The sequence below is a fragment of the Pseudomonas sp. B21-032 genome (assembly GCF_024748965.1).
Classification (GTDB): domain Bacteria; phylum Pseudomonadota; class Gammaproteobacteria; order Pseudomonadales; family Pseudomonadaceae; genus Aquipseudomonas.
In genome coordinates this window covers 74692-97532 of record NZ_CP087180.1, presented here as the reverse complement: position 1 = coordinate 97532, position 22841 = coordinate 74692, and the positions used below count along the sequence as shown (strand labels likewise).

Sequence of the window (22841 nt, the reverse complement as noted above, 5' to 3'; positions counted from 1 at the left end):
CCGCAAGGAAGCTCGCCATGCGTTGCCTGATGTTCATTTGCCTGCTGCTGGGCTGCGCGCCCGGCTTTGCCCTCGACCGCTCCCAGGTCGAGGGCTACCTGCTGCCCAACGGTCTGCAGGTGGTGCTCAAGTCAGGTTACGAACGCAACCATGTGTCGATTCGCCTGGTGGTCGGCGTTGGCTTCGATGATTTTCCCTGCGAGCGCCAGGAGCTGCCACACCTGCTCGAACACCTGTTGTTCAGCGGTATCGACGAGGGCGGTGAGGGCGGCCTGGAAGAGCGCATGCAAGCCCTGGGCGGGGAGTGGAACGCCTATACCAGCAGCGCCGATACCACCTTCGTCATCGAGGCGCCGGCACGCAACCAGCGCAAAGTGCTCGACCTGCTGCTGGCGGTGATCAACGACACCCAGATCGATGAAAAAGCCCTGCAGCTGTCCAAGCGCATCGTCGAGCGCGAAGACGGCGGCCATTACTCGCACCTGCAGCGCTGGCTCGATCGCCAGGACCTTGGCCATCGCGCCAGCGACCAGCTGGCCGTGGAGTTGGGGCTCAAATGCGCCGAACGTTCGTCGATCGAGGACATGACCCTGGAGCAGGTCAACGACCTGCGCCAGCACTGGTACGCGGCCAACAACATGACCCTGATCGTGGTTGGCGGCCTCGACCGCCTGCTGCCGGCTTATCTGGAACGCACCTATGGCGAGCTGCCAGCGGTCGAACCAGGCGAGCGCCGGGTACTGGACGGCGTCACCCACAAAGCCGAGGCACGCCGGGAGTTGATTCGCGGCTGGCTGGGCGACAGCGCCCGCCTGCACTGGCTGTTTCTCGAACCGGTGCTGAACAACGACCACAGCCAGACCTGGGACCTGCTGCAGCGCTACCTGGATTGGGCGCTGTACGACGAATTGCGGCTCAAGCACGGGTTTTCCTACGGCCCGTTCAGCCAGCGCGAGAGCTTCGGCGATACCGGGCTAATGGTACTCAACGCCGACCTCGACCGCGCCGATGTCGATGCCGCCGAGCAAGCCCTGGCGGCCATGCTCGAGCGCCTGCGCAAAAACGGCCTGGACCCGGCGACCTTCCAGCGCATCAAGCAGGCTGCCATCGACCGCGAAGCCTGGTCGACCCAGGGCAACAGCGCCCTTGCCGATTACTACTGGGGCGCCTTGAACGACTTTGACGAAGGGCGCTTTGCCGATCCGACGCGGGCCTTGCGCCGGATCAGCCTGGAAGATGCCAACCAGGCCCTGCAGCAGTTGCTGACCGAGCCCGGCTATGTGCGGATCGAGAAGCCACTGCTCAGCTACGACGAGCTATATGGCTGGGTGGCGCTGGCGGTGGGGGTGTTGTTGGCCGGGGTGCTTATCTGGAGGCGGCGGCGTTCGCGCTGAAATCATCGCGGGGCAAGCCCGCTCCTACAGAGTATCCTGTGCAGGTTTTTACCTGACCTTGCGAACACCTTCATGCCTCTTTACCTCCAGCGCTTGATCGAGCTGATCAAGCGCTACCCCGGGGTCATCGCCCTCGGCGGTTTCATCTCCGGTGTCGGCAGCTTCATCCTGGTCGATCGCCAGGAAAGCCTGGCCAGCTGGATTGCCATCGTCATGCTCATCAGCTGGATCTGGCTGATGCTCGAGAACACCTTCACCAAGGTTTTCGCCAAGGTCTTCAAACGCGAAATCCCCCAGCCACTGCTGCGCTACGCGACGCAGATGATTCACCAGGAAAGCCTGTTCTTCGTCCTGCCGTTTTTCTTCGTCACCACCACCTGGAACAGCGGCCAACTGGTGTTCACCGGCATTCTCGCCGCCGCCGGGCTGATCTCGATCATCGACCCGCTGTATTACAAGTGGCTGGCGCCGCGGCGCTGGCTGTACCTGGCGCTGCATACCCTGACGCTGTTTGCCGCGTTGCTCACCGCGCTGCCGATCATCCTCCACCTGACCACCTCGCAGAGCTTCAAGCTGGCCCTGGGCATCGCCATGCTGCTGTCGTTCCCAAGCCTTGCCAGCAGCTTCCCGATCAGCCACTGGCGCCGGGGGATCATGCTGGTGGTGATGACCCTGGCCGTCGGCGCCGGCGGCTGGATGCTGCGTTCCTGGGTGCCGCCGGCAACCCTGTGGATGACCGAAGTGGCAGTCAGCACCCAGGTCGAGAACCGCACCCCGGGCAAGAGCCTGGAGCAGATCAAAGCCAGTGAAATACGCGCAGGCCTCTATGCCTTCACCGCGATCAACGCCCCACGCGGGCTGAACGAGCGGATTTACCACGTCTGGCAATTCGAGGGCAAAGAGGTTGACCGCATCGCCCTGGACATCCATGGCGGGCGCAAGGAAGGCTACCGCGCCTGGACCCACAAGCAGAACTTCCCCGGCAACCCGGTGGGGCGCTGGCAGGTGCGGGTGCTCACCGAAGACGGCCAGGTCATCGGCGTACTGCGCTTCAAGGTGGTTGACGATGGTCAAGCACCCGCGGCCGAGTAACGCTATGCTCTGAGGCTGCGAACCGTTGGTCGGACTGCATGGAGCCTATGACTACACACGCCAGCGCCACCCTGGACACTGCGAGCAGCCCGCCACGGCTGCGGATCGTCGGTGACTGGACCCTGGCCAACTACACCAGCCTCAAGCGCAGCAGCGACAGCCTGGCCGGCCAGTACGACGCCTCTACCGAGGTCGACCTCGACCAGCTCGGCAAGCTCGACACCGCCGGTGCGGCGTTGCTGGTCGAGCTGCTGGGCGCCGAACGCCTGGCGCGGCTGACCGAAACCGCCACGCACTTGCCCGCCGCCAGCCAGGCGCTGCTCAAGACCGTGTATTGCTCGGTGCAAGACTTCTGCATCCCGGAAAAACAACCCGAGCGCTCGGTACTGATCCAGCTGCTCACCCGCATCGGCCGCGCAGTTGACACCCTCTGGCAAGACACCCTGCAGATCCTCGGCTTCGTCGGCCTGATCCTGCAAACCCTGTTCCTGCGCCTGTTCCAGCCCAAGCGCTGGCGGGTCACCTCGGTGGTTGCGCATATCGAGCAGACTGGCCTGGACGCCGCGCCCATTGTTGCCTTGCTGACCTTTCTGGTGGGGGCGGTGGTGGCCTTTCTTGGCGCCACGGTGCTGGCCAGCTTTGGCGCGAGCATCTTTACCGTCGATCTGGTGGCATTCTCGTTCCTGCGGGAATTCGGCGTGCTGCTGACCGCCATCCTGATGGCCGGGCGCACCGCCAGTGCCTTCACCGCGCAAATTGGCTCGATGAAGGCCAACGAAGAGATCGACGCCATCCGCACCCTGGGCCTCGACCCGGTTGAATTGCTGGTGGTGCCGCGGGTGCTTGCACTGCTGATCGCACTGCCGTTGCTGACCTTTGTCGCCATGCTCTGCGGCATTATCGGCGGCGCGGTGGTCTGCGCGCTGTCACTGGGTATCTCGCCGGCGATGTTCCTGTCGCTGCTGCAAAGCGATATCGGCGTGCAGCACTTTCTGGTCGGCCTGGTCAAAGCCCCGTTCTTCGCCTTCCTGATCGCCGCCATCGGCTGCCTTGAGGGCTTCAAGGTCAGTGGCAGCGCCGAATCGGTCGGCGCCCACACCACCTCCAGCGTGGTCCAGTCGATCTTCGTGGTCATAGTCCTGGATGCCGTGGCGGCGCTGTTCTTCATGGAGATGGGCTGGTGAGCGAGATCCACACAAAGCCACCTGAAGCGGTGATCGAGGCCCGCGGCATCTGCAACCGCTTCGGTACCCAGAGCGTGCACGAGCAGCTCGACCTGGACCTGTACCGCGGCGAGATCCTCGCCGTGGTCGGTGGCTCGGGCAGCGGCAAGTCGGTGTTGCTGCGCAGCATCGTCGGCCTGCGCCGACCCAACGAAGGCCAGGTGCGAGTGTTCGGCCAGGACTTGAGCAGCGCCAGCGACGAGCAACGCTCGCTGGTAGAGCGGCGTTTCGGCGTGCTGTTCCAGAAGGGCGCGTTGTTCTCGTCGCTGACTGTCACCGAGAACGTCGCCTTGCCGCTGATCGAACACGCAGGCCTGAGCCGCGCCGATGCCGAGCACCTGGCCGGGGTCAAGCTGGCGCTGGCCGGCTTGCCGATTTCGGCGGCAGACAAATACCCCTCGTCGCTGTCCGGCGGCATGATCAAGCGCGCGGCCCTGGCCCGGGCGCTGGCGCTGGATCCGGACATCCTGTTCCTCGACGAACCCACCGCCGGCCTCGACCCGATTGGCGCAGCGGCCTTCGACCAGTTGATCCTGACCCTGCGCGACGCCCTGGGCTTGAGCGTGTTCCTGATCACCCACGACCTCGATACGCTCTACACCATCACCGACCGCGTCGCCGTACTGTCGCAGAAGAAGGTGCTGGTGGCCGGGCCTATCGCCGAGGTTGAAGACACCGACGACACCTGGATTCACGATTATTTTCATGGCCCGCGTGGCCGCGCGGCGTATCAGGCCGCTACAGCGCCCAAGGAGCTCTGAGATGGAAACCCGTGCACATCATGTCCTGATCGGCCTGGTCACCGTGCTGGTGGTGGCCGGCGCCATGCTGTTCGGCCTGTGGCTGACCAAGTCGAGTGTCGACAGCACCTTCAAGGACTACCAAGTAGTGTTCAACGAGGCCGTGTCCGGTTTGTCCCGGGGCAGCTCGGTGCAGTACAGCGGTATCAAGGTCGGCGACGTCACCAGCCTGCGCCTGGACCCCAACGACCCGCGCCGGGTCCTGGCCCAGGTGCGCCTGAGCGCCGATACGCCGGTCAAGGAAGACACCCTGGCCAAGCTGACCCTGACCGGCATCACCGGCACCTCGTTCATCCAGCTCAGTGGCGGCACGCCGCAAAGCCCGGAGCTCAAGGGCAAGGACGGCAAACTGCCGGTTATCGTCGCCTCGCCATCGCCGATTGCCCGACTGCTGGACGACAGCAGCGACCTGATGACCAACATCAACGCCCTGGTGCACAACGCCAACCAGCTGTTCTCCGAAGACAACGTCACCCGCCTGAGCAACACCCTGAGCAACCTTGAACAGACCACCGGCGCCTTCAACGACCAGCGTGGTGACATCCGCGAGGGTATCCAGCAACTGGCCCAGGTCGGCAAGCAGGCTGGCGCCATGCTCGAACAGACCAGCGAATTGATGCGCAACGCCAATGGCCTGCTCAGCAGCCAGGGCAAGCAGATGTTCGGCAGTGCCGAACAAGCCATGCAGTCGCTGGCGCAAAGCACCGCAACCATCAACAAGCTGCTCAATGACAACCGCGAAGCCATCGATGGCGGCGCCCAGGGCTTCAACCAGCTGGCGCCGGCCATCCGCGAGCTGCGCGACACTCTGACCTCGCTCAAGGGCATTTCCCAGCGCCTGGAAGCCAACCCCAGCGGCTACCTGCTGGGCCGTGACAAAAACAAGGAGTTCGAGCCATGAGCCGTACCTGTCGCTACCTGGCCTTGGCCACTGCACTGAGCCTGGGCAGCGCCTGCTCGATCCTGCCGCAGGCCGAGCCTGCCGATGTTTATCGCCTGCCTTCGGCGCAAAGCACCCGCTCGCTGACACAGAGCGCGCCGTGGTCCCTGCGGATCAATAAGCCAATCGCCAGTGATGCCCTGAACAGCCCGCGCATCGCCGTGGTGCCGCAGGGCAACCTGATCAGCAGCTACAAGGGCGCGCGCTGGAGCGACCCGGCGCCGACGTTGCTACGCAACCGCATGCTCGATGCCTTCCAGCGTGACGGCCGCGTGCAGCGCCTGAGCGCCGACGACAGCAACCTGCAAAGCGATTATGAAATTGCCGGCGAACTGCAGGCCTTCCAGAGCGAGTACAGCGCCGACGGCCTGGCTGTGGTGATCCGCTACGACGCCCGCCTGGTGCAGGGCCGTAGCCAGCGCATCCTTGCCAGCCAGCGCTTCGAAGTACGCCAGCCGTTGAGCGACAAGCAGGTAGCCGCGGTAGTCAGCGGCTTCGGCTCAGCCAGCGACCAGTTGATGAAGCAACTGGTCGACTGGACGGTAAACCAGGCCGATCAGCTTCAGGCGAAGAACCAGTAGCAGACGAAGATCGCCGCGATCACCCCGGACAGCTCGGCCAGCAGCGCACAACCCACCGCATGGCGGGCGCGCTGGATGCCGACGGCGCCAAAATACACCGCCAGCACATAGAAAGTGGTTTCGGTGCTGCCCTGGATGGTCGCTGCCACCAGGGCCGCGAAGCTGTCGACGCCGTGGGTCTGCATGGTTTCGATCAGCATTGCTCGCGCCGCACTGCCGGAGAACGGCTTGACCAGCGCGGTGGGCAGGCCCTCGACAAAGCGCGTGTCCCAGCCCAGCCACGCGACTGCATGACGGATACCATCAAGAGCCAGCTCCAGGGCCCCTGAGGCGCGCAGCACGCCGACGGCGCAGAGCATGGCAACCAGGTAGGGCAACAGGCTTTTGGCGACGTCAAAGCCCTCCTTGGCGCCTTCCACGAAGGTTTCATAAACCTTCACCCGCTTCAGCGCGCCGACCACCAAAAACAGGATGATCAGGCCGAACAGGGTCAGGTTGCCGAGAATCGACGACAGCCCCGCCAGCGCGGTAGCCGACAGGGTGCCGAGAAACGCCATGAAACCGCCCAGCAGCAACGCACCGGGAATCAGGTACGCCAGCACCACCGGGTCCCACAGGCGCAGGCGCTGCATTACCGCCACCGACAGCAGGCCGACCAGGGTCGAGGCGCTGGTGGCGAGCAGGATCGGCAGGAACACCAGGGTCGGGTCCATCGCCCCCTGCTGGGCGCGGTACATGAAGATGGTCACCGGCAGCAGGGTCAGCGACGAGGCGTTGAGCACCAGGAAGAGGATCTGCGCGTTGCTGGCGGTGGTCGAGCTGGGGTTGAGCTCCTGCAGCGCGCGCATGGCCTTGAGGCCGATGGGCGTGGCGGCGTTGTCCAGGCCCAGGCCGTTGGCGGCGAAGTTGAGGGTGATCAGGCCCAGGGCCGGGTGGCCGGGCGGGACTTCCGGCATCAACCGGGCAAACAGCGGGCCGAGGACCTTGGCCAGCCATTCGACGATGCCGGCTTTTTCGGCAATCTTCAAAAAGCCCAGCCACAGCGTCAGGGTGCCGAACAGCAGGACCATGACCTCGACCGAAAGCTTGGCCATGGCAAAGATGCTTTCGACCATTGCCGCGAAGATCCCGGCGTTACCGCCCACCAGCCATTGGGCCATGGCCGAAATGGCCGCGACAATGAAAAAACCAAGCCAAAGGCCGTTGAGCATCCGTTGTTCCCCCCAAAGATGGCGCAAATGATAGCGGGCCGGGTTGGCTTCGCGCCATAAACGTCGACTTACCCACGACAGACCCACAAAAAAGCCCCGACCAGGTCGGGGCTTTTCGTACAGCCAGGTTAGCGCTTACTTGCTGGCAGTTTTGCCAGCCGGTACGGCTTCCTTGCTGCGCCAGTGCGGCAGCGAGTTCCAGTAGCGCTGGCCCTTGGCATCGTCGTACATGCCTTCCCAACGAGCGATAACCAGAACCGCCAGGGCGTTGCCGATTACGTTCAGGGCGGTACGGGCCATGTCCATGATGCGGTCGACACCGGCGATGAAGGCCAGGCCTTCCAGCGGGATACCGACGCTGCCCAGGGTGGCCAGCAGGACCACGAAGGACACGCCCGGTACACCGGCGATGCCTTTGGAGGTGACCATCAGGGTCAGCACCAGCAGCAACTGCTGGCTCAGCGACAGGTCGATGCCGTACAGCTGGGCGATGAAGATCGCCGCGATGCTCTGGTACAGAGTCGAACCGTCAAGGTTGAACGAGTAGCCGGTCGGTACCACGAAGCTGCAGATGGCTTTCGGCGCACCGTAGGCTTCCATCTTCTCGATCACGCGCGGCAGCACGGTCTCGGAGCTGGCGGTGGAGTAGGCCAGGACCAGTTCGTCCTTGAAGATGCGCATCAGCTTGATCACCGAGAAGCCGAACAGGCGGGCGATCAGGCCAAGGACCATGAAGGCGAAGAAGGCGATGGCGAAGTACACCAGCAGCACCAGCTTGGCCAGCGGCAGCAGCGAGGCGAAGCCGAAGTTGGCGACGGTCACCGCGATCAGCGCGAACACACCGATTGGCGCGTAGTTCATGATCATGTGAGTGACCTTGAACATGGCTTCGGAGACGCCTTGGAAGGTTTTCACCAGCGGGTCGCGGATGTCTGCCTGCAGGCTCGACAGGCCCAGGCCGAACAGCACCGAGAAGAAGATGATCGGCAGCATCTCACCGCGCATCAGCGCTGCGAAGATGTTCGACGGGATCAGGTTGAGGATGGTTTCGATGAACGCATGCTCATGCTGAACCTCGGCCGCCGTGGCCTGGTACTTGGAGATATCGACGGTACCCAGGGTACTCATGTCGATGCCGGCGCCCGGGTGGAACAGGTTGGCCAGAACCAGGCCGACGACGATGGCGATGGTGGTCACCACCTCGAAGTAGATAATGGTCTTGAGGCCGATACTGCCGAGTTTTTTCGCATCGCCAACCCCGGCGATACCCACGATCAGCGACGAAATCACGATCGGGATGACGATCATCTTGATCAGGCGAATGAAGATGTCACCGGCAGGTTGCAGGACGTTACTGATCCACCATGCCTTTTCTGCACTGAAATGGTTCAGTAAAGCGCCGATTGCAATCCCCAGTACCAGACCGATGAGGATCTGCCAGGCGAGGCTTAGCTTTGCCTTCTTCATGTCGTTACCTTTTCTTCAAGTGGAAACGGCCACCAGGCTGATAACCGCGACCCAGAGCTGTTGCCAGCAATCCGTATCGTTTCTTGTTATCTACCGATGGCACCGTAAAAGGTCACCGCAAGCGAGCGTAGGAACGCTCAGGCCAGCGAAAAAAGGCGCAACTATTCCCACGTGGGGGGGCTCCGTCTAATGCCGTAAACGACTACCCCATACCGAATCGGCATGAGGTTTATCGGCCAAAACGTACGTCACAATGGGTTATTCGCCTACCGTTCGGAAATCCGACGATGGCCAAAGCGCCATAATCCGGCCGATATAGAGGTATGCGCCCGAGTGACAAAGGGCTTTGTTCGACAATCCGAATGGGTGAAATCGCAGCGACTTTGCCAGGACGGCGAGGCGAAAAAATATCGATGTACGGTCGGGCAAAAATATGCGTCGACAGCTTCGGTAGGAAAAACGAATTTGTTGCGGGGGAAAAAGCGATCGCCGTAAAGAGCGCTACGGAAGTCCGGTCGGACACCTCTGCCTGAAGGCAGTTGTCCGACCCGCAACTTCCGCTACCGCTTCACCTGACCCGGCCCTCATCGGAGGTACTCCCTGTACCCCTAGGCCCCTCCGATCCTGAAACAATCAGAGCAGCCCGGCCCCCTGGTCATGCGCCTGCCTTCCTCGGGCGGCGCAGCATAGAAGCCTGAAATGAAAAAAGGTTCAGCTTCTATATATGTACAGAAGTGTGAGCAACACCTCAGTACCAGTTCGGATCACGTTTGAGCTGCTCCTTGAGCAGGGCCTGCATGCCTTCGTCCGGCTTGCCCAGCCAACGGTAGTCGGCGTGGCGTGTGGGCGACTTGTCGGACGGCAGGCCTTCGGGCACTTCTACCAGCATTCCGTAGGCTTCGTCCTTGTCCCAACTGAAGGCGACAATCAGACGCTTGTTCAGGCACTTCTGCTCGGATTCGCACAACGGTCCGACCAGATACTTGTCGCCATCTTCCTCAACCGCCGACATCTGTTGCTCGGAAGTACCACTCAGGTTAAGGACCCAGTCGGGCAAGCGTTCTTCGTTTTTGACCACGTCCTGCCAGGTTTCCCGGTATTCGGGGTCCGAGCCAAGAATCTGGTTGGCCCGGACCTGGCCGTCATTGGCCGCCATTGCCGCTGCGCTGCCGCCCATGATCAGGGCGGCAACCAGGGCTCTGCCTAGCGTTGTGCTCATACTCAGCCCCTACCGCGGCGACCAAAGAAGAAGGACACCACGAACAGCACCAGGAAGATAATGAACAGAATCTTCGCGATACCGGTAGCGGCGCCGGCGATACCACCGAAGCCCAGCACGGCAGCGACAATGGCGATAATCAGGAAGGTGATGGCCCAACTCAACATGGTGATTCTCCTTACCGTTTTTGGAAGAGGTCCTTGGGTGCTCGGTTAAAACACCCAGCGATCACGTGGTGCAGCAGTGTCTACAACGGCAGGAGTGGTCACCGGCGTAGACAGGGCGACCCTGGCCTGCAGCGCAGCTACCGGGCGTTGTGCCTGAATCTGCGCCACCAGCGCGGCCTGGGCAGCCAGCTGCTCGGCACTGCGCGCGGTTTCCCAGCTGTTGTAGAGCTGGCCGGCAATCAGGGTCAGCAGCAGCGCCAGGCTGAAAAACAGACCCTGGCGCAGCTGAAGCGAAGAAACCTGCACTAGGGTGGCGGTTTGGCGGTTCATGCCGTGCTCCTCCTGCTGCTTTTATTGTTGACTTGATGTAGTCATTGCAGCCTGCATGCCAGCCTTTGAAACTATTTTTTATCCTTATAAATCAATAGCTTATGCACATACATCGGTTCAGCCTAAAACGTATCCTGCACGATCGGGCTCAAGCGTTCGTGCGTTTTGCATGATCAGCCCTGCACCTTGGTTGCTACCTTGAGCATGTCGGCATCCACCCCGCGCACGCCGCGAATCTGCCGGGCGACCTCGATGGCGATGGTCTTCTGTTCGCTGCTGACCACCTCGCCGGACAACCGCACCACGCCATCCTGGGTCGCCACTTTGATGTTCGGGCCATCGAGGTTGCGGCTGTACATGAAGCTGGTCTGCACCTTGGCATTGATCCAGGCGTCGCTGAGCTGCGGCTCGGTCACCTGTTGCTGGCGCTCTTCACGCTGCCTGGCCAGATCGGCCGCACTCAGGCTGATGAGGTTGTTGACCAGGTAAACGCCCTCGGTGGAGCTGGCCAGTACCCCCGCCAGCTCTTTGGCTTCGGCGCTACTGACCTGGCCGCGCAGGGTCACCACGCCCTCACGGCTGTCGACTTCTATAGGTGCTGCCTGGGTGTGGGTGCTCCACAGCAGACGCGCGCGAATGATCGAGGCGAGGGTCGCGTCTTCCAGGCGCTGGGCATAGGCGCGCCGCTCCAAAGGTTGCTCGACCAGTTCGGCATTGACCTTGAGGTCGTTCTGCACCGCTTCGATGCCGCGGGTGGCCAGAGCAACGGCTTCGGCCAGCTGGCGCTCGACCTGGTTTTCGACCTCGCCGCGCAAATGCGCCGTACTGCCCTCGACCCTGACCTCGATCTTGTATGGGTTGAGCAAGCGGTTGAGCGCCAGGGCGGTTTGCAAGGCGCCTTCCTGGCGCGCCTGCTGCACGCTGGAAGCCGGTGATTCGGCGGCGCTGCTGGCCATCGGCAGCAGCAGGAACAGGGCAGTGGCGACTGCCAACGGATAGGGCGCGAACATGAGAAAACCTCCGAGGGCTCAGAGTCTTTTGTCTTCGCAGTACTCGTGCCAGTTCCTTGCGGATAAACAACCGCTGATTTTTCAGTGAGTTAGATAAGTGTTGGGCGAACGGCTACCATGCAGGCAACGGAATGAATCAGAATGAACCATGCAACTTGCCCGATTTTTCCGACACTAACCTAGATCATTCTCAAAGGAGCGTAGGAAATGGAGTCAGCCCAGGAACATCAAGGCCGTATTCTGCTGGTCGACGATGAGTCCGCCATCCTGCGAACCTTTCGTTACTGTCTTGAAGATGAAGGCTACAGCGTTGCCACCGCCAACAGCGCGGCGCAGGCCGAAACCCTGCTGCAACGGCAAGTCTTCGACTTGTGTTTCCTCGACCTGCGCCTGGGCGAAGACAACGGCCTGGATGTTCTGGCGCAGATGCGTATCCAGGCGCCATGGATGCGCGTGGTGATCGTCACCGCGCATTCGGCGGTCGACACGGCGGTGGATGCGATCCAGGCCGGCGCCGCCGATTACCTGGTCAAGCCCTGCAGCCCGGACCAGTTGCGCCTGGCCACGGCCAAGCAACTGGAAGTCCGTCAGCTGTCGGCGCGCCTCGAAGCGCTGGAAGGCGAAGTGCGTAAGCCCAAGGACGGCCTCGACTCACACAGCCCGGCCATGATGGTGGTGCTGGAAACCGCTCGCCAGGTTGCCACCACCGACGCCAACATCCTCATTCTTGGGGAGTCCGGTACCGGTAAGGGCGAACTGGCCCGCGCCATTCACGGCTGGAGCAAACGCGCGCGCAAAGCCTGCGTGACCATCAACTGCCCGTCGCTGACTGCCGAGCTGATGGAAAGCGAGCTGTTCGGCCACAGCCGCGGGGCCTTTACCGGTGCCAGCGAAAGCACCCTGGGGCGGGTCAACCAGGCTGACGGCGGGACCTTGTTCCTCGATGAAATCGGCGATTTCCCGCTGACCCTGCAGCCCAAGCTGCTGCGTTTTATCCAGGACAAAGAATACGAGCGCGTCGGCGACCCGGTGACCCGCCGCGCCGATGTGCGGATTCTGGCCGCGACCAACCTCAACCTCGAGGACATGGTCCGCGAAGGGCGCTTTCGCGAAGACCTGCTGTACCGCCTGAACGTCATCACCCTGCACCTGCCGCCCCTGCGCGAGCGCAGTGAAGATATCCTCACCCTGGCCGATCGCTTCCTTGCCCGCTTCGTCAAGGAATACTCGCGCCCGGCCCGCGCCTTCAGCGACGAGGCCCGCGCCGCGCTGCTCAACTACCGCTGGCCGGGCAACATCCGCGAACTGCGCAACGTGGTCGAGCGGGCGAGCATCATCTGTGCCCAGGAGCGCGTCGAAATCAGCCACCTGGGCATGGCCGAACAACCGGCCAGCAATGCCCCGCGCATTGGCGCGGCACTGAGCCTGGATGAACTGGAACGCGCCCATATCGGTGCGGTACTGGCCACCAGCGAAACCCTCGACCAGGCCGCCAAGACTCTCGGTATCGACGCCTCGACCCTGTACCGCAAGCGCAAGCAGTACAACTTATGAAACTGGCGATGAAGCTGCGCACGCGGCTTTTCCTCAGCATTTCGGCACTGATCACCGTCGCCCTGTTCGGCTTGCTGCTGGGCCTGGTCAGCGTGCTGCAGATGGCCAGCGCGCAACAGGCGCTGGTGCGGGAAAACTCGGTAACCCTCGACCTGGGCCTGAAGCTGCGGCAGAACCTGGGCGAGCAGTTGACCCTGCTGCTGGATGACGCCCCAGACAAGCCGGCCCTCGAAACCTTGCAACGCCAGTTCCAGCAACTACTGGACGAAGGCATCAACCATGACGACGAAAGCCCGGGCGACCAGGGTTTTGCCAAGGCCAACCTCGACTACCAGGCCTTTTTGCAGGCTTACCGCAACAGCGCTGCCACCTCGAAAAGCCTGGGCGCCGACCAGCCCCTGGGCCATGCCTTCAACCTGTTGCGCAGCGACCTGGTCGAATCGCACAAGCGCGCTTTGCAGCACATTAATGAAAGCGAGCAGAAAGCCCATGACCGCGCCCTGCTGATTGGCGGTTTGCTCGGCCTGGTGGGCCTGACAGTATTGATTCTCGGTTTTGTCACCGCCCATGGTATCGCCCGCCGGGTCGGCCAGCCGATCGAAGCATTGGCCAAGGCGGCCGACCAGATCGGCCAAGGTAACTTCGAGGTCACCCTGCCGGTGTCCCACGCCCTGGAGCTGAACCAGCTGACCCGCCGCTTTGGCCTGATGGCCGAGGCTTTGCGCAAGCATCAGGCAACCAACATCGACGAAGTGCTGGCCGGCCAGCAGCGCTTGCAGGCGGTGCTCGACAGTATCGACGACGGCCTGCTGATCATCGATCGCCAGGGTCATCTGGAGCATCTCAACCCGGTCGCCCAGCGCCAACTGGGCTGGGAAGATGCGCGTCTGGGCACAGGCCTTGGCGATGCCCTGCAACGCCCGGAGCTGGACGAGCAACTGCGCCTGGTACTGCGCGGCGGCACCCTCGACCGCGTGCCTGACGACCTCAGCCTGGAAATAGATGAAGAAACCCGGCTGCTTTCCTACAGCCTGACGCCGGTATGCCACCCACAAGGGCAAATCCTCGGCGCGGTGATGGTGCTGCACGATGTCACCGAGCAACGTGCCTTCGAACGGGTACGCAGCGAGTTCGTCCTGCGCGCGTCTCATGAACTGCGCACGCCAGTGACCGGCATGCACATGGCCTTCGGCCTGCTGCGCGAACGTCTGAAGTTTGCCCCCGGCTCGCGGGAAGCCGACCTGTCCGACACCATCGGCGAAGAGATGCAGCGCCTGAACCAGCTGATCAACGACCTGCTGAACTTCTCTCGTTACCAGAGCGGCCTGCAAAAACTCGACCTGACCCCCTGCGCCATCGACGAACTGCTCGGCCGGGCCTGCGAACGCTTTGCCGCCGCGGCCAACGACAAACAGATCGAGCTGCAGGTCGAGCTGACTGCGCCGCTACCGCGTATCCAGGCCGATCCGGCGCAATTGGACCGGGTCATGGACAACCTGCTCGACAACGCCGTGCGCCATACGCCAACCGCCGGGCGCATCCGCTTGCATGCACGCCGCCACGCCGAGCGGGTGATTATCAGCATCGAAGACAACGGCGAGGGCATTGCCTACGGCCAGCAGGGCAGAATCTTCGAACCTTTCGTCCAGGTCGGACGCAAAAAGGGCGGTGCCGGCCTGGGCCTGGCGCTGTGCAAGGAGATTGTCCAGTTGCACGGCGGGCGCATGGGTGTGTACTCGCGGCCCGGGCAAGGCACTCAGTTCTATATGGCCTTGCCAGTCTGAATCGCCTGCGGCTCAGGCTTCGTCGTCGATGCGCCGGGGCCCGAGCCGCCGGCCGCGGGTGATCAGCTCGATGAACTGGCGTGCATTGAGCGGATGGGCGAACAACCAGCCCTGGCCATAATTGACCCCTTCGCTATTGAGCAGCAGGGCCTGGTCTTCGTACTCGATGCCTTCGGCAATCACCCGTAGCTGCAGGGCATGGGCCATGCGGATGATGTGCGGGGCCACGCCGCTGCTGGCTGCGTCATGGCCCAGAGCATCGATAAAGGCCTTGTCGATCTTCAGGCAGTCGACCGGCAAGGTTTGCAGGTAGGCCAGGCTGCAGTAGCCAGTACCAAAGTCATCGATCAACACCTGGTGCCCGACCGCGCGCAAGGCTTGCAGGTTGTCCCGGGCCACCACCACATCGATCAACCCACGCTCGGTAACTTCGAAGGCAATCTGGCTGGCCGCCACGTGGTGCATGGCCAGCAGGCGTGCCGCCACCCGGCCGATTCTCGGCACCATCACATCGCAAGCGGCAAGGTTGACCGAGATGTACAGCTGGCGGTTGGCGCGCAGCAACTGGCCGAGTTGCTCGAGCACCCGCTGCAGGACGAAATCGGTGATCTGGCGGATCTGCCCGGTGTTCTCCGCCAACGGGATGAACAGGTCCGGGCTGGTTAGCGTGCCATCCGAGCGACGCCAGCGCACCAGTGCTTCGGCTCCGACACAGCGGCGGCTGTTGAGCTCGAAAATAGGCTGGTAAAGCACCTGCAATTCGCCCCGGCGCAGCGCGCCCTGCAGCTCCGAACTCATCGAGCGACGTTGGCGAATCAGCTGTAACACCAGCCAGCCAATGCACCAGGCCAGTACCAGGCTACCGGGGAACAGCAGCCAGAGAATGCCGTTCATCTTCAGCGGCATGCTGGCCCTGGGCGCGATCAGCACCAGTTGATAGTCCGGTGACTTGGTCGGCATGCGGTAGATCAGCCGATCCGGGAGCTCCAGCAGCGAACCACTTGAGGCCGGCGGCCAATCGGCGGACGGCGGCCAGACCTGCGGCGGGCCCAGCACCGGTACCGCCCGTGTGCCGTTGTCGAGCACCACCAGCAGGCTGCCTTCGGGCGGCAGGTCAACCACGTCGGTGATGTGCCCGCGTGAGGTGGCGACCAGGAACTTGCCCCGGCCCAGCATCAGCGCCGCCAGGTTGTCATCCGGCTCGGTGGTAGTGTTAAGCCAGTAGCTATATGTGGGGCCCTGGATATCCGCGGGCCGCAGCGGGTTGATGGTGCGCTCGCCAACCCGGTTGGAACAGGCAACATTACCATCGACGTAAGCGGCTTCGTAAACGAAGCGATAATTGAAGGCGACCTGCTGCAAAGCCGTCAGCATGCTGGCATCGCACCCGCGCACGGGTTGCGACTGCAGTTGATCGACGCCTTCGCGCAGCTGACCGAAGATCTGCTCCAGGCGCACCAGAAAGCGCTCGCCCTTGGCGTTCATCTGCTCGATTTCGCTTTGCTGCATCTGGTGCATGGCCACGCCGACGCTGGCCATGAGCAGCAGGATCGCGCTGGCCGTAGCCGCGAGTGTGGCCAGTAACCAGGGACGATAGAGCAAATGGCGCAACACCGAGAGGGCAGCTGACATCAATAATTATCCAGTTGAATACCAAGAGGTATAGCAACTGCCAGTCAAGTCAGCCTGCCCGTTGGGCGGTGGGGGCTCAACGACGGCTGTTGAGCACCTGCAACATGGCCGCCGTCTGGGCATCCGGCACGCCATCGAAACGCTGCGGGCGAAAGCGCATCTGGAAGGCTGCCAGCACGTGCTTGGTGCTGACATCATTCTCGCCGGTTTGCTCAATGGCGTAGCCGAAGCGCTTCAACTGCTGCTGATACCAGCTGATGCTCGGTGGATTGACGCTGAAGTACGCCTGCTGCTGGGCCACGGCCTGGGCATTCGGCCAGACCCCAAGGCCTGCGTCCGCCAGGCGCTTCCAGGGGAACATCGGGCCCGGGTCGAGCTTGCGCAGCGGGGCGATGTCGCTGTGGCCGATGATGTAGCGCGGCTTGATGTTGTTGCGCTTGACGATGTCCTTGAGCAGGACGATCAGCGCCTGGACCTGCGCCTCGGTGTAGGGGTGCCATACCCGCCCGGTCGGTGTGTCGGTATAGCCGGGGTTGACGATCTCGATGCCGATAGAGGTGGAGTTGAGCCAGGTACGGCCATCCCACTGGCTGTCACCGGCGTGCCAGGCACGGCGGCTCTCGTCCACCAGCTGGTAGACGGTCGCCGGCGAGTCGCCGATCAGGTAATGGCTGCTGACTTCGCCGTGGGTGAGCAAGTTCAGCGAACGCTCCAGCGAAGCATTGGTGTAATGCAGGACGACGAACTGGATACGTTCGTCCTGGTTGACCGAAGTATGGCTGCGGTCGATCCGCAAACCGCTGGTGCAACCTGCCAGCGTCAGCAGCAGGAGGGCGGTGAAAAACGCTTTCATGAAGAGGGCACTGTGATGAGAGTCTGCAAAGCATAAGCTTAACTTATCCTCGCCCTTGCCACTCAGCCCTGTTCGACGCGATTTCGACCAAGATGTTTCGCCCGGTACAGCGCTTCGTCTGCCCGCTTGAGCACCACCTCGCTGCGCTCACCGCTGCGAAACGCGCTGATGCCTATGGACAGGGTAATGGTCACCCGCTCGCCCTTGAAGTGGAACGGGCAGGCTTCGATGGCTGCCCGCAGAGCTTGCGCCAACTGACAGCCAGCTGGCAGCGAGGTTTGCGGGATCAGCAAAACAAACTCCTCACCACCAAAGCGGGCGATGAAATCCTGGCTGCGCAGGCGCTTGCGCAGCACGCTGGCGACTATTTTCAAAACCTTGTCACCGGCCAGGTGGCCATAGCTGTCGTTGATACGCTTGAAATGGTCGAGGTCGAGGATCGCCATCAACAGATGGCCGCCGCTTTCCTGCCATTGCAGTACTTCCTGATCAACCCGCTCCGACCAGGCGGCGCGGTTGGGCAGCCCGGTGAGCGGATCGATCAGGGCTTTCTGGCGCTGCTCTTCAAGGTGCTCGCGGTAGCCCAGGGCTTCCTGCTCCATGCTCGCCACCCGCTCGGCCAGGCCTTGCAGACGGCTGGCCATGTCCTGCTCGCGCTGGTCACGCTGCTGCTGGTGCTCGTCCATGGTGCCGAGCAAACCTTCGAGGCGGTTTTCCAGGATGTGCTTGAGGCTGCCCAGGTCGGCCGCGCCCTGCACACTGCTTTGCAGGCCATCGACCTGCTCGCGCAGCTGGCTGTCGAGGTCGCGGGCTGCCGAGGTGTTGTCGGCGTGGCCTGCGCTGGCTTCGTGCAGGTGGCTCTGGAACGACTCCAGGCGCTCGTTGAGTTGCTGCAGGTAGGCTTCGAACTCGTGCTGGCCGCTGTCGTTGATTGCCAGCATCAGCACCGCCAGGTCATCCAGCACCGGCAGCAGCTCGTACCAGTTCAGGCCGTGCTCCAGGCGCTCGCGCATCGACTGCGCCTGGGCCTTGTGGCGTTCGGGCAGGGTCAGGTCGTCGAGCAGGCCGAGCAGGGTGTCTTCAATATGCGCCGCGACCGAGCTATAGGTGGGCTCGGTGCCGTCGGGCAGGGCGTACTGGGCCTCTTCGTCATCTACCGGCTCTGCTTCTGCCAGGTCAGCCTGCGGCTCGTCCGGGCTGTGCTCGAGCAAGGCCAGTACATCCTGCTCGGAGTCCAGTGTGACCGGCTCGGCTAGCGCTGGCAGTTCAACTTCAGCTGCTGGCTCGATTGGCAGCTCGGCAACCGGCTCAGGCTCGGATGTACCTTCAAACTGCGGCTGCGCGCTGGCTTGAGGCTCCACGGCTGCAGACGCATACGCCTCGGCAACGACCTCTGCAGCAACCGGCAAGGGCTGCAGCTCATCAACATCGACAGCGGCGGGTTCGGGCGCCACGGCCACGGGCTGTTCTCTGACCTCAGTTGCCGCCGGTACCGCAACGGCGAGAGCCGGTTGCAGGGCTTCTTCCGGCTCGCCGTCGCGATTACCGAACAGGCGCTGCAACAAACCCGGGCGTTGCGCTTCTTCAGGCCGCTCCAGCGCCGACAGCGCCTGGCCCTGCAAGCCGCTCAACTCTCCCAGCAGCAGGGGCATCTCGCGCGACTGGCTGGCGCGGGCCTCGACCTGCTTGGCGAACTTTTTCAGCGGCCGGCTGACGTCGCTGGGCAAGGGCAGGGTTTGCAGTTGGCTGACCAGTGAGGTGAGGGCGGTGGTGACCTGGGCGATTCGGGTTTCCCGGCGCTGCTCGGAATCGAGCACGGCCTTTTCCAGGCGCGGGATCAAGCCTGCGAGGGCGGCGTCCATGTTGTCGGTGCGGATCACCTCGCGCATTTCCTTCATGCACTGGTCCACCGCGCGGTCGCTGCCTTCGGCGGCCAGCGTGCTGCGCACCAGACCACGGCGCAACAGGTCGAGACGAGCCTCCCAACGGCGCTCCAGCTTCTCTTGCTGTTCGATACTCTTGAGGTATTTTTCTTTCCAGCGCTGGGCTTCGTCGGTCATGCCTGGGTCCGCAGAGGGTAATGGCAATTAGCTCAAAGCGGGCAGCGTATCCACAGCAAGGGCATCAGGCAAACGAATCTCAACCGCGACCGGTAGATGATCGGAAATAGGCTGGGCCAGAACCTCGACCCGCTCCAGGGTCAGGCTCGGGCTGAGCAGAATATGATCAAGGCAGCGTTGCGGCCGCCAACTGGGGAAGGTGGCTTGAACCTGGGGCGCGATCAGGCCCAGGTCGCGCAGCGGCGAGTGCTCTAGCAGGTCGGTGGCATGGGTGTTCATGTCGCCCATCAAAACCTGATGGCGGTAGCCGCCGATCAGTTCGCGAATGTAGGCAAGCTGCCGGGCGCGGGTCTTGGACCCCAGGGCCAGGTGCATCATTACCACCACCAGGGCGTCTTCACCCTCGCCGAAACGCACCAGGATCGCCCCGCGGCCAGCCGGGCCGGGTAGCGGGTGGTCTTCAAGCAGTTGCGGCTTCAGGCGGCTGAGCACACCGTTGCTGTGCTGGGCCAGGCGTCCGAGGTTGCGGTTGAGCTGCTGGTACCAGTAAGGGAAGGCGCCGAGCTGGGCCAGGTGCTCAACCTGGTTGACGTAGCCTGAGCGCAGGCTGCCGCCATCGGCCTCTTGCAGGGCAACCAGGTCGAAGTCGGCGAGCAGGTCGCCGATTTTCTGCAGGTTGCCGGCCCGCCCGGTGTGCGGCAGCAGATGCTGCCAGCCACGGGTCAGGTAATGGCGGTAACGCTCGGTGCTGATGCCGACCTGGATGTTGAAACTGAGCAGCCGCAGCCGGCCGTCCTCTGGCAGGCCGTTAGCCTGCAGGTGATGTTCATTGACCTGCGGATCACACAGGCCAACGCCTCGCTCGGTTCTCCAGCGGCGCATGGCTGGCGCCGCTTACTTAGCGGCGCGCTCCTTGGCGATCAGGTAGTCAGCAACGTTCAGCACGCCCTGCGGACCTTTGGCGGTGCCCAGATCAAAGCGGTACTTGCCGTTGACGACCATGCTCGGTACGCCGGTGATGCCGTACTTCTTCGCCAGCTCTTTGGCCTGCTTCACCTGGCCCTTGATGGCAAAAGAGTTGAAGGTGGCGAGGAACTTGGCGCGATCAACGCCTTGGGTTTCGAGGAAGTCAGCCATCTCTTCCGGCTTGGTCAGGCGCTTGCGTTGAACCTGGATCGCCTCGAACACGGCAGCATGAACCTTGTGTTCGACACCCATGGCTTCGAGAGTCAGGAACATCTGCCCGTGAGCATCCCAAGGGCCGCCGAACATGGCCGGAATGCGCTTGAAGTTGACGTCTTTCGGCAGTTTCTCGACCCACGGGTTGACCACTGGCTCGAAGCTGTAGCAGTGCGGGCAGCCATACCAGAACAGCTCGACCACCTCGATTTTGCCAGGGACCGACACCGGAACCGGGTTGCTCAGCTCGGTATACTGGTCGAAGGCTACCGGTTCGGCGGCCTGGGCAGTCATGCCGAAGAGGCTGGCGGTGACCAGCGCGGCGCCGAGAATCAGATTACGCATGCTTTACTCCTGAGCAGTCTATTGAGTCGCCTTGGCGCGACCGGTCGTAGGACAGGCCGAGGCTGGCCCGAGTTCGTTAGTGTAACGGCAGCGGGCACAAAAAAGGGCGGCCGAAGCCACCCTTTTCATCTTTGCGCCGCAGTATTAACCCAGCGTTAAAGCACGGATCAATGCAGACCCTGGATGTAGCTGGACAGTGCTTCGATGTCCTTGTTGCTCAGCTTGGCGGCGATGGTGCGCATGGTCGTGGCGTCGCCATCGTTGGTGCGGTTGCCTTCGCGGAAGTCGGTCAGCTGCTTGGCTACGTAGCTGGAGTGCTGGCCACCCAGGTGCGGGAAACCGGCCAGGGCGATGCCTGCGCCATTAGGCGAATGGCAGCCGGTGCAGGCCGGCAGGCCTTTTTCGACGTCGCCGCCATTGAACAGCGCGCGACCGCGCTCGACCAGCTTCGGATCAGCCGCGCCAACGCTGCCTTTCTGGCTGGAGAAGTAGGCGGCGATGTCGGCCAGGTCCTGGTCGCTGAAGGCGGCCAGCATGCCGGTCATTTCCAGCACGGTGCGCTTGCCCGACTTGATGTCGTGCAATTGTTTTTCCAGGTACTTCTCACCCTGGCCTGCAAGTTTCGGGAAGTTCGGCGCCAGGCTATTGCCGTCCGGATTGTGACAAGCGCCACATACAGCAGTTTTGGCCTGACCAGCAGCGGCATCCCCTTTGATAGGCTCTGCGGCATTGGCTGCACCGGTGATGCCCAAGGTCAACAGCAGACTCACGAGTAGTTTGTTCATCAGCTAATCCAACTACGGCTAAGGGTGAAAGAGTTATGTATCGGGACTCCGGCTCATCCACTGGATGATCGCCTGGTAGTCCTCGGCACTGCAGTCCATGCACAATCCACGCATTGGCATAGCCTTGAAACCCTGGGTGACATGCACCACCAGTATCTCCATACCCTTCGCCAGTCTTGGCTCCCAAGCCGCACGATCACCCGCTTTCGGTGCCTGTGGCAGCTGCCCGGCGTGACAAGCCGCACACGTGCGGTTGTACAACGCCTCGGGATCCTGTGTAGCCTGAGCGCTGAATAACGGTATCAAGACACCGACAACAAGCAGCCATTTCGTCATGCGAACGACCTTTCAGGGTTGGGGGCTGCACTGCGTTCTAATGCGCAAGCTTGAATCCGATGCCCCCGTGCACATCCTCCTACGCTGGGATAATGCGCACACAAAATCTGGGGCATTATATACTCCCGTTACTGAAACGGAAACGACACCGCTTGCCGAGCCCGCCTCTGGCAACGCCCACACCGGATATCCCATGCAAGTCAAAAACCCCATCCTCGGCCTCTGCCAACAGGCCAAATTCGCCATCAGTGCTGCCAAGGTCGACCAGTGTCCGCCCGACCAGGGCTATGAAGTGGCCTTTGCCGGCCGCTCCAACGCTGGCAAGTCCAGTGCCCTGAACACCCTGACCCACGCCAGCCTGGCGCGCACCTCGAAAACCCCGGGGCGCACCCAGCTGTTGAACTTCTTCAGTCTGGACGATGAACGGCGTTTGGTCGACTTGCCGGGCTACGGTTATGCCAAGGTGCCGATCCCGCTCAAGCAGCACTGGCAGCGCCACCTGGAGGCCTACCTGGGCAGCCGCGAGGCCTTGAAGGGCTTGATCTTGATGATGGACGTGCGCCATCCGATGACCGACTTCGACATGATGATGCTCGACTGGTCGCGCGCTTCGGGCATGCCGATGCACATCCTGCTGACCAAGGCCGACAAACTGACCTTCGGCGCGGCCAAGAACACCCTGCTCAAGGTGCAGGCGGAAATTCGCAAAGGCTGGGGCGACAGCGTCTCGATCCAGCTGTTCTCGGCGCCCAAGCGCCAAGGCCTGGAAGAGGCTTACGGCGTTTTGGCACGCTGGATGGAACTGGCGGACAAGCCCGCAGAATAAGGGCCGCCCGGCAAACGCCGGGCAAAAAAAACCCCGGACTTCGTATGGGGAGG

The 22841-nt window shown here is 62.6% G+C and carries 22 protein-coding genes; 9 read left to right on the top strand and 13 right to left on the bottom strand.

Features of this window, described 5'->3' with window-relative positions:
- Positions 1 to 17 precede the first annotated feature (17 nt).
- The 6 genes from LOY54_RS00480 (at position 18) to LOY54_RS00455 (ending at position 6030) form a co-directional block, all read left to right on the top strand.
- Positions 18 to 1394 (top strand): pitrilysin family protein, encoded by a 1377-nt coding sequence (locus tag LOY54_RS00480; protein WP_258608758.1) that lies wholly within the window; start codon positions 18 to 20, stop codon positions 1392 to 1394.
- Between the two features lie 72 nt (positions 1395 to 1466).
- Positions 1467 to 2486 (top strand): DUF5924 family protein, encoded by a 1020-nt coding sequence (locus LOY54_RS00475; protein ID WP_045200627.1) that lies wholly within the window; start codon positions 1467 to 1469, stop codon positions 2484 to 2486.
- 38 nt (positions 2487 to 2524) lie between these two features.
- Positions 2525 to 3670, top strand: a complete 1146-nt coding sequence (locus LOY54_RS00470) for an ABC transporter permease (RefSeq protein WP_045200628.1) — start codon at positions 2525 to 2527, stop codon at positions 3668 to 3670.
- 5 nt (positions 3671 to 3675) lie between these two features.
- Positions 3676 to 4470 (top strand): ABC transporter ATP-binding protein, encoded by a 795-nt coding sequence (locus tag LOY54_RS00465; RefSeq protein ID WP_258610753.1) that lies wholly within the window; start codon positions 3676 to 3678, stop codon positions 4468 to 4470.
- Position 4471: 1 nt separating this feature from the next.
- Positions 4472 to 5410 (top strand): MlaD family protein, encoded by a 939-nt coding sequence (locus tag LOY54_RS00460; protein WP_258608756.1) that lies wholly within the window; start codon positions 4472 to 4474, stop codon positions 5408 to 5410.
- Positions 5407 to 6030: an ABC-type transport auxiliary lipoprotein family protein gene (locus LOY54_RS00455; protein WP_093377568.1), complete on the top strand. Its 624-nt coding sequence runs from the start codon at positions 5407 to 5409 to the stop codon at positions 6028 to 6030. Before LOY54_RS00460 ends, LOY54_RS00455 begins: the two co-directional genes overlap by 4 nt.
- On the opposite strand, the gene LOY54_RS00450 is transcribed toward LOY54_RS00455, so the two are convergent.
- The 6 genes from LOY54_RS00450 to LOY54_RS00425 all read right to left on the bottom strand — a co-directional run bounded on the left by LOY54_RS00450 (position 6012) and on the right by LOY54_RS00425 (position 11434).
- Positions 6012 to 7241, bottom strand: a complete 1230-nt coding sequence (locus tag LOY54_RS00450; RefSeq protein WP_093377573.1) for a nucleoside recognition domain-containing protein — start codon at positions 7239 to 7241, stop codon at positions 6012 to 6014. The two genes, LOY54_RS00455 and LOY54_RS00450, sit on opposite strands and share 19 nt — an antisense overlap.
- A 135-nt stretch (positions 7242 to 7376) precedes the next feature.
- Entirely contained in the window at positions 7377 to 8708 is a 1332-nt protein-coding gene (gene gltP, locus LOY54_RS00445) for a glutamate/aspartate:proton symporter GltP (RefSeq protein WP_195885386.1), read from the bottom strand.
- Between the two features lie 748 nt (positions 8709 to 9456).
- Entirely contained in the window at positions 9457 to 9927 is a 471-nt protein-coding gene (locus LOY54_RS00440; RefSeq protein WP_258608754.1) for an inhibitor of vertebrate lysozyme family protein, read from the bottom strand.
- A gap of 2 nt (positions 9928 to 9929) precedes the next feature.
- Positions 9930 to 10094 carry a DUF1328 domain-containing protein gene (locus LOY54_RS00435; RefSeq protein ID WP_010222609.1) on the bottom strand — a complete coding sequence of 55 codons (165 nt, stop codon included), beginning with the start codon at positions 10092 to 10094 and terminating at the stop codon, positions 9930 to 9932.
- 45 nt (positions 10095 to 10139) lie between these two features.
- Positions 10140 to 10424 (bottom strand): hypothetical protein, encoded by a 285-nt coding sequence (locus LOY54_RS00430; RefSeq protein ID WP_258608752.1) that lies wholly within the window; start codon positions 10422 to 10424, stop codon positions 10140 to 10142.
- A gap of 173 nt (positions 10425 to 10597) precedes the next feature.
- A complete protein-coding gene (locus LOY54_RS00425; protein ID WP_045200645.1) occupies positions 10598 to 11434 on the bottom strand; it encodes a BON domain-containing protein in 837 nt (278 codons plus the stop codon).
- Positions 11435 to 11641: 207 nt separating this feature from the next.
- Between LOY54_RS00425 and algB the strand changes: the two genes are divergently transcribed.
- Entirely contained in the window at positions 11642 to 12988 is a 1347-nt protein-coding gene (gene algB / locus LOY54_RS00420; protein ID WP_038997810.1) for a sigma-54-dependent response regulator transcription factor AlgB, read from the top strand.
- Complete coding sequence (locus LOY54_RS00415; RefSeq protein ID WP_230090913.1) at positions 12985 to 14772, top strand: KinB sensor domain-containing domain; 1788 nt, start codon at positions 12985 to 12987, stop codon at positions 14770 to 14772. The genes algB and LOY54_RS00415 overlap by 4 nt, the downstream gene beginning before the upstream one ends.
- 12 nt (positions 14773 to 14784) lie before the next feature.
- Here the strand turns inward: LOY54_RS00415 and LOY54_RS00410 are convergent, their stop codons facing one another.
- The 7 genes from LOY54_RS00410 to LOY54_RS00380 all read right to left on the bottom strand — a co-directional run bounded on the left by LOY54_RS00410 (position 14785) and on the right by LOY54_RS00380 (position 21962).
- The gene (locus LOY54_RS00410; RefSeq protein WP_045200651.1) at positions 14785 to 16404 is read right to left on the bottom strand and encodes an EAL domain-containing protein; all 1620 of its coding nucleotides are present in this window, start codon (positions 16402 to 16404) and stop codon (positions 14785 to 14787) included.
- Between the two features lie 76 nt (positions 16405 to 16480).
- Complete coding sequence (locus LOY54_RS00405; RefSeq protein ID WP_045200653.1) at positions 16481 to 17257, bottom strand: N-acetylmuramoyl-L-alanine amidase; 777 nt, start codon at positions 17255 to 17257, stop codon at positions 16481 to 16483.
- Positions 17258 to 17319: 62 nt separating this feature from the next.
- Positions 17320 to 19317, bottom strand: coding sequence for a diguanylate cyclase (locus LOY54_RS00400; RefSeq protein ID WP_258608749.1), 1998 nt, complete (start codon positions 19315 to 19317; stop codon positions 17320 to 17322).
- Between the two features lie 27 nt (positions 19318 to 19344).
- Entirely contained in the window at positions 19345 to 20199 is an 855-nt protein-coding gene (locus LOY54_RS00395; protein ID WP_045200657.1) for an endonuclease/exonuclease/phosphatase family protein, read from the bottom strand.
- Positions 20200 to 20211: 12 nt separating this feature from the next.
- Positions 20212 to 20841 (bottom strand): thiol:disulfide interchange protein DsbA, encoded by a 630-nt coding sequence (dsbA, locus tag LOY54_RS00390; protein ID WP_258608747.1) that lies wholly within the window; start codon positions 20839 to 20841, stop codon positions 20212 to 20214.
- Between the two features lie 167 nt (positions 20842 to 21008).
- Entirely contained in the window at positions 21009 to 21626 is a 618-nt protein-coding gene (locus LOY54_RS00385) for a cytochrome c (RefSeq protein ID WP_045200661.1), read from the bottom strand.
- 33 nt (positions 21627 to 21659) lie between these two features.
- Complete coding sequence (locus LOY54_RS00380; RefSeq protein WP_045200664.1) at positions 21660 to 21962, bottom strand: cytochrome c5 family protein; 303 nt, start codon at positions 21960 to 21962, stop codon at positions 21660 to 21662.
- A 193-nt stretch (positions 21963 to 22155) separates the two neighbouring features.
- Between LOY54_RS00380 and yihA the strand changes: the two genes are divergently transcribed.
- Positions 22156 to 22788 (top strand): ribosome biogenesis GTP-binding protein YihA/YsxC, encoded by a 633-nt coding sequence (gene yihA, locus LOY54_RS00375; RefSeq protein WP_045200667.1) that lies wholly within the window; start codon positions 22156 to 22158, stop codon positions 22786 to 22788.
- The last annotated feature ends 53 nt before the right edge of the window (positions 22789 to 22841 follow it).

Excerpts from the sequence above, each read along its gene's own strand:
- LOY54_RS00480 (WP_258608758.1), top strand. The coding sequence starts at position 18 with ATGCGTTGCCTGATGTTCATTTGCCTGCTGCTGGGCTGCGCGCCCGGC.
- LOY54_RS00475 (WP_045200627.1), top strand. The coding sequence starts at position 1,467 with ATGCCTCTTTACCTCCAGCGCTTGATCGAGCTGATCAAGCGCTACCCC.
- LOY54_RS00470 (WP_045200628.1), top strand. The coding sequence starts at position 2,525 with ATGGAGCCTATGACTACACACGCCAGCGCCACCCTGGACACTGCGAGC.
- LOY54_RS00460 (WP_258608756.1), top strand. The coding sequence starts at position 4,472 with ATGGAAACCCGTGCACATCATGTCCTGATCGGCCTGGTCACCGTGCTG.
- LOY54_RS00455 (WP_093377568.1), top strand. The coding sequence starts at position 5,407 with ATGAGCCGTACCTGTCGCTACCTGGCCTTGGCCACTGCACTGAGCCTG.
- LOY54_RS00450 (WP_093377573.1), bottom strand. The coding sequence starts at position 7,241 with ATGCTCAACGGCCTTTGGCTTGGTTTTTTCATTGTCGCGGCCATTTCG.
- gltP (WP_195885386.1), bottom strand. The coding sequence starts at position 8,708 with ATGAAGAAGGCAAAGCTAAGCCTCGCCTGGCAGATCCTCATCGGTCTG.
- LOY54_RS00440 (WP_258608754.1), bottom strand. The coding sequence starts at position 9,927 with ATGAGCACAACGCTAGGCAGAGCCCTGGTTGCCGCCCTGATCATGGGC.
- LOY54_RS00435 (WP_010222609.1), bottom strand. The coding sequence starts at position 10,094 with ATGTTGAGTTGGGCCATCACCTTCCTGATTATCGCCATTGTCGCTGCC.
- LOY54_RS00430 (WP_258608752.1), bottom strand. The coding sequence starts at position 10,424 with ATGAACCGCCAAACCGCCACCCTAGTGCAGGTTTCTTCGCTTCAGCTG.
- LOY54_RS00425 (WP_045200645.1), bottom strand. The coding sequence starts at position 11,434 with ATGTTCGCGCCCTATCCGTTGGCAGTCGCCACTGCCCTGTTCCTGCTG.
- algB (WP_038997810.1), top strand. The coding sequence starts at position 11,642 with ATGGAGTCAGCCCAGGAACATCAAGGCCGTATTCTGCTGGTCGACGAT.
- LOY54_RS00415 (WP_230090913.1), top strand. The coding sequence starts at position 12,985 with ATGAAACTGGCGATGAAGCTGCGCACGCGGCTTTTCCTCAGCATTTCG.
- LOY54_RS00410 (WP_045200651.1), bottom strand. The coding sequence starts at position 16,404 with ATGTCAGCTGCCCTCTCGGTGTTGCGCCATTTGCTCTATCGTCCCTGG.
- LOY54_RS00405 (WP_045200653.1), bottom strand. The coding sequence starts at position 17,257 with ATGAAAGCGTTTTTCACCGCCCTCCTGCTGCTGACGCTGGCAGGTTGC.
- LOY54_RS00400 (WP_258608749.1), bottom strand. The coding sequence starts at position 19,317 with ATGACCGACGAAGCCCAGCGCTGGAAAGAAAAATACCTCAAGAGTATC.
- LOY54_RS00395 (WP_045200657.1), bottom strand. The coding sequence starts at position 20,199 with ATGCGCCGCTGGAGAACCGAGCGAGGCGTTGGCCTGTGTGATCCGCAG.
- dsbA (WP_258608747.1), bottom strand. The coding sequence starts at position 20,841 with ATGCGTAATCTGATTCTCGGCGCCGCGCTGGTCACCGCCAGCCTCTTC.
- LOY54_RS00385 (WP_045200661.1), bottom strand. The coding sequence starts at position 21,626 with ATGAACAAACTACTCGTGAGTCTGCTGTTGACCTTGGGCATCACCGGT.
- LOY54_RS00380 (WP_045200664.1), bottom strand. The coding sequence starts at position 21,962 with ATGACGAAATGGCTGCTTGTTGTCGGTGTCTTGATACCGTTATTCAGC.
- yihA (WP_045200667.1), top strand. The coding sequence starts at position 22,156 with ATGCAAGTCAAAAACCCCATCCTCGGCCTCTGCCAACAGGCCAAATTC.